This window comes from Bacteroides sp. ET489 (assembly GCF_030518095.1).
Classification (GTDB): Bacteria; Bacteroidota; Bacteroidia; order Bacteroidales; family Bacteroidaceae; genus Bacteroides; species Bacteroides ndongoniae.
The window spans coordinates 1-4,587 of sequence record NZ_JAULLJ010000078.1 but is presented as its reverse complement, the minus strand read 5'-3'; the positions used below and the strand labels follow the sequence as shown (position 1 = coordinate 4,587).

General features: G+C 43.2%; 7 protein-coding genes. All 7 read left to right on the top strand.

The window, feature by feature from the left end:
* Nucleotides 1-46: 46 nt before the first annotated feature.
* Entirely contained in the window at nucleotides 47-349 is a 303-nt protein-coding gene (locus tag Q3C19_RS17825) for a hypothetical protein (RefSeq protein WP_302731154.1), read from the top strand.
* Nucleotide 350: 1 nt separating this feature from the next.
* Complete coding sequence (locus Q3C19_RS17820) at nucleotides 351-626, top strand: hypothetical protein (RefSeq protein ID WP_302731152.1); 276 nt, start codon at nucleotides 351-353, stop codon at nucleotides 624-626.
* 9 nt (nucleotides 627-635) lie between these two features.
* Nucleotides 636-1,574 carry a hypothetical protein gene (locus Q3C19_RS17815; RefSeq protein WP_302731150.1) on the top strand — a complete coding sequence of 313 codons (939 nt, stop codon included), beginning with the start codon at nucleotides 636-638 and terminating at the stop codon, nucleotides 1,572-1,574.
* Nucleotides 1,571-2,986, top strand: a complete 1,416-nt coding sequence (locus tag Q3C19_RS17810) for a glycine rich domain-containing protein (RefSeq protein WP_302731148.1) — start codon at nucleotides 1,571-1,573, stop codon at nucleotides 2,984-2,986. Before Q3C19_RS17815 ends, Q3C19_RS17810 begins: the two co-directional genes overlap by 4 nt.
* Nucleotides 2,987-3,003: 17 nt before the next feature.
* A complete protein-coding gene (locus Q3C19_RS17805; protein ID WP_302731146.1) occupies nucleotides 3,004-3,660 on the top strand; it encodes a hypothetical protein in 657 nt (218 codons plus the stop codon).
* Between the two features lie 52 nt (nucleotides 3,661-3,712).
* On the top strand, nucleotides 3,713-4,117 hold the full coding sequence (locus Q3C19_RS17800) for a hypothetical protein (protein ID WP_302731144.1): 405 nt from the start codon (nucleotides 3,713-3,715) through the stop codon (nucleotides 4,115-4,117).
* Nucleotides 4,117-4,587, top strand: a 471-nt coding sequence (locus Q3C19_RS17795) for a hypothetical protein (RefSeq protein ID WP_302731142.1), incomplete at its 3' end; no start/stop codon positions are given. The genes Q3C19_RS17800 and Q3C19_RS17795, both read left to right, overlap by 1 nt.

The window sequence follows — 4,587 nt, the reverse complement described above, 5'->3', positions numbered from 1 at the left end:
ACCTCTGCATGGCAAGGTTGGAAAACAATAACATTACTATAGTATTATGAGCAGCATTGGGACTGAATTGAAGATTAACGTACACCTCGATAAGATGGACGGATATAGGATGAGTGACATTGATTTCACTTGTGATTTCTATGTTTACACCAATCGTAGGGTGACGATTGCCAAGGAGCAGATGATAAAGGCTGACGATGACAATTATGTGGCTTTGGTTGACTCATCGAAGTTGGGGACGGGTACAATCAGATGCCGTGTCACTGCACACATACCTGATGCGGACTTTGATGACGGCATCCGTGCTGAGATTGAGGAAGTGAATACGGGCATTACAATAGTCAGATGAAATGGGATGTCTGAAGGTCATAACAAATCGTATCGGTGACGGTATCCATGCACATTCCGCACGTGTCGGAAAAGGCATTCAGATTCTTGCCGACCGGATAGGTGGCATGAGTGTTACATGCGGCCTTGTTTGCACGATAAACTCTCAAAACAAGATATTGTGGTCGGACAAGTATCTCGTTTGGCTCAATAGTGAAGTAGGTATTGTAAAGTATAACAGCATCATATCTACTAAAGACTGGAAGTTAGAAGAAGTAACAATAGAAAAACTTTTATAAAATAGAAATATGGGAAGTATTAAAATTGGTAAGTTTGAGATTTCGCAACAAAGCGGAACGGCAGGGAAAACGCCTATTGGGCATAAGCTCACCGAGAAACACACAGGTAGAAATAAATATCAGAAAATGGTGCGCGCTAGCATATCAGCACCTGGTTCACAATCGGAAGCGATCGAGACGCTTGAAGTGCAAGGAATGACACCCTATCTGACATTGAACACATCGCAAACTGAAGTAGCATATAATGTTACTACAGTGACGTTAAATGGAAAAAGTAACGCTGAGAAATTTCGTGTTTCTTCATCGGGCAAATCAATCACGCTTGTGACCAACACTGGATATACTGTATCCGAAAATGTAGGTACATTTTCTGCAGGATTTGGTGAGCAAGCGGAAGGTTCAGTGGCAATCAAACTACAATTTGCGGCTAATAATACTAGCAGTTCGGAAACTATTCCTGTATTGGTTGAGTACTGGGATGGTAGTGAATGGCAGAGTGCAGGTACACATAACATCATTCAGTCATCTTCGGATGCAGATGTTTCGTTTACTATCACTCCTAACACTCTCGAAGATTTCGCCAAAGAGGGAGGCACACAGACTGTATCAATCACATCTAACGTGGCTTATTCCATCGAAGTACAAGGAGATGTCGAAACAAGCTGGCTAACGTTATCACGTCAATCTGGTACGGCAACAACAGAAGAATTGAATATAACAGCGGCAGCGCAAGCCGTAGGAGCAGAAGCAAGAGAAGTATCGATTAAATTCAAGTCGAACATTACAGGCAGTGTTATCGGTACTCTTGCCGCAAAACAGGTAGCTGGAGAGGCATACGCAATTTCGTGGGAAAGCGATACACTGACATTCACAAATGATGATCTGAATCAAATCAAGAATAACAACCTGACAGCAAATTCAGACTGGTACATAGAGGAAGTTGTATGAACATAGACTGGTTATCCATCACACCGCAGTCCGGGCAAGCTGGAACGAATCCTATAAGTTTTCAGCTTATATCCGAGAACGATAGTTTTGAAGATAAAACTATTCGTGTAAGAGCGGTGTGCGGAAATGCAAGATCAAAAAAAACTATTGTTCTGAAAGGAAAGAGCTATCCAGTTGGTACAGTCTTCAATTTTGCTTATACGGGTTCAGTACAGGAAATCACTCTTCCGAAAGGGCGTTACAAGCTACAATGTTGGGGAGCGCAAGGAGGTAACGTGAGTGGTAGTTATACAGCGACCGGGAGCAAAGGAGGATATTCCGAGGGTGTTCTGACTCTTACAGAACCTACAACTATCTATGTGTTCGTGGGTGGGCAGGGTACATCTTCCTCAACATCGAGTACAAGTGGGACCGCTAATGGTGGTTGGAATGGTGGAGGTTCTTCTGTAAGGAGATCTTCGTATAACAGTGGAGGTACTTACGGAGAATCTTATCCAAGGCCAGGTGGCGGCGCAACTGATATGTGTTTGGTTACATCCTCTATGTCTTATTCTTCTGGGAGAACAAATAGAAGTTCTGTATCACTATTGAGTAGATTTATAGTGGCAGGTGGTGGCGCAGGTGCTTCTGCAAGATATACTGAAAGTGCTACAACAACTAATGATTGGGTAAGTATATATACAGGAGGTGCTGACAGCTACTCAAATTCATCTGCCTGGGAGGGCCGTATGTACTTTCAAAAGAACATATCGGTTAGTGTTGGAAAAAAATATAAATTTTCAGTTAATAATCCATCCTCTTCTGGAATATACGCTTACCAAATTCAATTTCATAAACAAGATGGAACTTGGATTTCTACTATTAAGAGCAATGAGGGTACAGCCCCATCTAATGCTTACGAAATGAAATGTTTTGTAGCAACAAATAGTACAGAAGATGAAGGATTCTCTCCAAGTTCATGCAAGTTTAATATTTATAGGTATGATGAGGTTGCTGATACATCAACAAGTTCCGGTAAGTCCAACTCTTCACAACAAGGTGGTGGAACAAGTGGGCGTGGGCAGTATCCAGGAAAACAAAATTCAGCGGGTTCAGGTGGTGCATTCGGATTAGGTGCAAATCAAACTACTACCAACTACCGCTATGATGCTGGGGCAGGTGGCGGTGGCTGGTATGGTGGAGGTACAAGCTATTCAGATTCGTCAACCAGCTATGTGAACTATTCAGGTGGTGGAAGCGGATTTGTCAACACAGCCGCAAATGCCGGGTACCGGCCATCCGGATATACAGGATTACAGTTAGACAGCGGTACTACTACCGCAGGTAATAGTAGTCACCCAAGCACGTCGGGAGGAACAGAGACTGGTCATAGCGGAAATGGATATGCGAGAATAACAGTTTTAGATAACTAATTATTAATTTTTTGATTATGGAAATTAAAAAAGAACAGGACGGAAAGTGGATTTTCCCAGGTTACGGAAAATTCTTAGTGAATGCTTCCGCTAAGGAAGATGTAGACAAATTGATTGCGCTCAAAGTTTTTGTGCCATTGGATTCGTCGAATGATCAATGGGATGAGATTACAGAAGAGGAGAAAAATCGTATTATATCTGCCCAGCTTGTTGCTAAGGGTCAAATTGCAAGTATGAACGAAAGCATTACCCAGCAGTCTTCGCTTATTACAGCATCTATTAACTCGTTCGGCCTTTCAAACGAAAAAGCCTTGGAGTTCAAGGATATGTACCCTGAATTTTTTGCAGACGTTGTTGGAAAAGAATTCGATGAAGGATACATGTTCAAATATAAGACTGATGAAGAAGAAGAGTACACGCTGTACAAGTTCCGTCAGAAGCATACAGCACAGGCGCAATATCCACCTTCTGATAATACGTCTTCTCTTTATGAAGTAGTAGACGTAACTCATTCCGGGACAAAAGAAGATCCAATTCCATATAAACAAAATATGGCATTGGAACAAGGGAAATACTATGTCCAGTATGGTGTAGTATATGAGTGTTACAATGCAGCGACACCACAGCCTTATGACTTGTCAGATCTTACTGCACATGTAAGAGTAGCAGAATAATTCTATTGTAAAACTTAGAACCTCGCGATGTATAGGTAATCGCATGTTTGCTATGAAAAGACTGATTTTCATGTGTGCCGCACTTTTGATGTGCGTAGTGAGTGTTTTCGCGGCTCAAACCGCAGGTAGTGAATCAGTGACGGCTGACTTTCTCGATGGCTTCAAGAGTTTTGTCGGATTGGCCACCGTAGTAGTTCCGGCAGTGGTCGGCTTCATCGCTTCGAAGCTCCAGAATCCGATGAATAGATGGGTGACGTGCTGGGTGACAGCAGTCGTTGGCGTAGTTGTGACTTTTTTCTCTTGGTGGATGGATTTGGGATTCCCGCCTGTAGATGCAAGTATCTGGGTAGTGGTGATTGACGCATTGTTTGTCGCATTAGCATCGACCGGAATTGTATCCGTTGTAACAAGCGAATGGCTGGCCAAGTTGTTCGGTAGTAAAGTTAAGAAAGAGTAATGGAGAAGCTGCTGCACACCATAGCCCCGCAACTGGCAGTTGCCGGGGCTTACTCCTTCATCGGAGAGATCAAGGGTGTTGTATTTGAACTTCGCTGGATGCTGGTATTTATCATCGTGATGATCGTCGCAGACTTCGTGCTTGGTATCATTGACAGCGTGGTGAAGCGAGGTGAAGATTTCCGTTTTAGCAGGGCGGGGCGGCGTACGATGTGCAAGTTTATCGAGTACAATTCGTACCTGGTACTCGGTTTTATGCTTGGACTTGCGATCCTGCAGCCGGTTGGTATATGCAGCTATACCGTTTCGGCCATGTGCGGTCTTGGGCTGGCCATCGTATTTGAGTTCGACTCTATCATGGAGCATATCTGCGTCATCCACGGTATCAAGAACAAAGTAAGTATCAAACAGCTGCTTGTTGGATATATAAAGAAGAAATATAATACGGCCGGTGAGATTATCGAGGAGGTA

What these genes read in the sequence shown, in the direction of transcription:
- Q3C19_RS17825 (WP_302731154.1), top strand. Translation starts at nt 47, where the DNA reads ATGAGCAGCATTGGGACTGAATTGAAGATTAACGTACACCTCGATAAG.
- Q3C19_RS17820 (WP_302731152.1), top strand. Translation starts at nt 351, where the DNA reads ATGGGATGTCTGAAGGTCATAACAAATCGTATCGGTGACGGTATCCAT.
- Q3C19_RS17815 (WP_302731150.1), top strand. Translation starts at nt 636, where the DNA reads ATGGGAAGTATTAAAATTGGTAAGTTTGAGATTTCGCAACAAAGCGGA.
- Q3C19_RS17810 (WP_302731148.1), top strand. Translation starts at nt 1,571, where the DNA reads ATGAACATAGACTGGTTATCCATCACACCGCAGTCCGGGCAAGCTGGA.
- Q3C19_RS17805 (WP_302731146.1), top strand. Translation starts at nt 3,004, where the DNA reads ATGGAAATTAAAAAAGAACAGGACGGAAAGTGGATTTTCCCAGGTTAC.
- Q3C19_RS17800 (WP_302731144.1), top strand. Translation starts at nt 3,713, where the DNA reads ATGAAAAGACTGATTTTCATGTGTGCCGCACTTTTGATGTGCGTAGTG.